The sequence below is a fragment of the Patescibacteria group bacterium genome (assembly GCA_041675205.1).
Taxonomy (GTDB): domain Bacteria; phylum Patescibacteriota; class Patescibacteriia; order GWA2-46-9; family GWA2-46-9; genus JBAYUF01.
In genome coordinates, this window is the sequence record JBAYUF010000030.1 from 1 (window position 1) to 2,807 (window position 2,807).

Annotated in this window: 4 protein-coding genes; all 4 read right to left on the reverse strand. The window is 48.2% G+C overall.

Features of this window, described 5'->3' with window-relative positions:
• Window positions 1-1,138, reverse strand: a 1,138-nt coding sequence (locus WC052_06080; GenBank protein ID MFA7287204.1) for a hypothetical protein, incomplete at its 3' end; no start/stop codon positions are given.
• 10 nt (window positions 1,139-1,148) lie between these two features.
• On the reverse strand, window positions 1,149-1,946 hold the full coding sequence (locus WC052_06085) for a collagen-like protein (GenBank protein MFA7287205.1): 798 nt from the start codon (window positions 1,944-1,946) through the stop codon (window positions 1,149-1,151).
• Window positions 1,931-2,353 carry a hypothetical protein gene (locus WC052_06090; GenBank protein ID MFA7287206.1) on the reverse strand — a complete coding sequence of 141 codons (423 nt, stop codon included), beginning with the start codon at window positions 2,351-2,353 and terminating at the stop codon, window positions 1,931-1,933. Before WC052_06090 ends, WC052_06085 begins: the two co-directional genes overlap by 16 nt.
• The coding region (locus WC052_06095; protein MFA7287207.1) for a hypothetical protein at window positions 2,353-2,807 on the reverse strand (455 nt) is incomplete at its 5' end. The genes WC052_06095 and WC052_06090, both read right to left, overlap by 1 nt.

A 2,807-nucleotide genomic window follows, 5' to 3' on the forward strand; every position in this document is an offset into this window, starting at 1 on the left:
CAACGGTATGTTCAACCGTTACAGGTGTTCCAGTTAGCACGATATCCAGAATCGTGGTGCCATTCACGCCGCCCATGTCGAGAGTAACGTTTGACCAGCCGGGAAATATTTCAAGCGTGTTTCCGCAGCTATCAAAAACATCCGTTGGGTCAGGATCGGGGGCATTGTAAGGGCATTTCACTATGACACTTACGGCGCCATATCCGGTGGTTTCGATAGTCACTTTCCCTTTGTCGGGATCGAAATCATAGGAGAACGTCACGGTGCCTGTGTGGTTCGAAAGCACGTAAAAAGGAACGTTGTTTTGACGGAATTCCACACGCACCGTTTCCACTAGCGTTACTTCAATGTCAATCGCGCCAATTTCTACAGGCAGTTTGACTTCTACGCTACGTGGTGCTTCGTACACATATGGTTCTGCACCACACGTGAACTCGTACACTGGAACTTCTGGATCAATTGGAATGTATGGGCAAGTGAAAATGTAATCGACAGAGCCTGTGCCCTGCGTCGTTGCATAAACTTCACCCAGTTCAGGATCGTAGAAAAAACTAAACGTTCCGTCACGGTTGGAAGTGATTGTTTTTAGCAAAGTTTTGTCTTGAAAAAAACGAACCTCTGCTGTACCAATCACTTCCCAAATGACTTCAACAAAACCCGGTTCATCACCAAGCAAAATTGTGTTCTTTTTAACGTAGCCTGCTTGGTGCCACTGCTTACCACATTTGATCGACGTTTCTTGCAACGGTGGCGGCTTAACGTTGTTGGGAAGACATGGGCTTTCAGGGCAATCCACACGGACGCGCACGCGGCTGTTAACGCTATTGCCTTCGTGCGTGATAATGATTTCGTCATTACCGGGTTTCTTATCCAGTGGCGCATATTGAAACGTGAACGAACCAACGGCATCGTCCAACGGCGCAGCGGCCACAATTTCATCGAATTGGTGAACGTATAAAGCGTCTTCTGGCGTGTCCCGTTCATACCAAATAACAACGGGGGCCTGAATCGTTCCCAAAAATAATGAAACTGAGTGCTTTCCCTTACCGCAAAACGTAATCCATTTGCCGCATTCAGCAATTGTTTTCGCTACGGGTACGGGGGATTTCGCTACGACTGGAATAGTCGTACAAAGCATTCAATTCCCCTTATGCAAAAATAACAAATTTCCTGACGTACTCAGGATAAACTTCGTTCGGACGAATAGGGCAAACACAATCTTCAGCAGCAGCCCAAAGCAATTCATCCGGTTGTGGATGTTCTAGCAGGGATACTTCCGGTTTCATTGTCATGCCTTCAGGACCGCACGGGCCTTGGCTTGTGGTTGGGCAACTAGGACCACACAAACCGCGCTTACCTTCGAAGCCGGGAGGGCCACCGGGACCACGATCACCACGCGGGCCTGTAGGGCCTAATGGTCCGAACATTCCTTGCTGACCTACAGGGCCTTCAATACCAAAATCACCCATTGGCCCCGGACGACCTTCTGCACCATTTGGCCCAGCACAGCCTGTTACGCCGTCCACACCTTCACGACCGTCCACACCGTCTTCTTGATCTTTTCCTGTATCACCGCGTGGGCCTTGTGGACCAACGCCAAAATCTATTTGCCGGAGAAAACTAGAAGCAGTAATTACTTCGCCATTCTTTCGAACGATTGTGAGAAGCCCTTTGTCATTGTCGAAACTGCATTCCGCAATTTGACGGCTTTCACGATCCAAAGGTTTGTCGAAATAAACGTCGTCAACGTTAGAACGATACGCCTGTTCCCCATCGTAGCCGGGGGCCTCAATGAGTTGGTAGGTAGGCGCTTTTAATTCGTCACCAGTCTGTGCAGCTTGCACGACTTTTGAATTCTGTTTCTTTATGTTGGTAAATACTGTGCGGCCAATTGGGACCGTCACAGAGTTATTGTCTAACTGCGCAATCGTTAAGGAATTTGGCATAGATAATCATCAACCTCTTCCGGTGTTCGCGCACTGTTTATGCCACTACGTTTGTACGCATACAACCGATTCCTTTCGGTCACGCGCTGAATCATTTGTTTCTGCGTAAGCACGCACGGATACCCACTACGTGTTATGTACGTGTCACTCAGATAGCCGAGTTCATCGTCATAATATTTCACGTTGCTGTGCACGATGTAATTCACGTTCACCAATTTCTCTTGTGCGGCTGCGCGATACGCAGGCATGTCGATTGTGATGTGCAGTTGATTATCTCGTACAAAAATATCCAATAATTCGTAGTTGTCGCGGCAGTGCGCGAAGGTTTGTTCATCGAGTGGAAATATGCGGCCGTCTGGCTCCACATTACCAGAAACGAGTCCCTTACCTTCGACGTACCAGTACATTATTTCGGAATCTCAAGTGCGTTAAAGTTGATCGTCAGCAACGACGTAAACTGCGAAGTGTTTGCATTGTTGATACGCATTTTTGCAACCAGTTCCACATAGCCTGTGTTGTGGTTCGACGGATCAAGTTCGAACATTTGCGTCATGCTGGCGTTTGCATAAGCGAGTGTAGACTTCGATTGTGTGCCGCTGAAAAGCCCAGCAATACCAGTACCACGAATGGCCCGACCGAAATCAGGTTCTTTCGATTGTGAGGAACGAATCCCCACAACATATTCCATGTTTTCTGTACCTTCATTGGAAACGTAACCCGGCCCAAGTTTTGCGGCGAAGTCACACGTCACCAGAAGAATGCAAGCTTTCGTTAAGTTAACGCGCTGCGTGATGATAATCGTGGCCTGATTCTTTTCAATCTGGTCAATGCTCCACTTCGTAAACACTGGCGCGTTCGGGA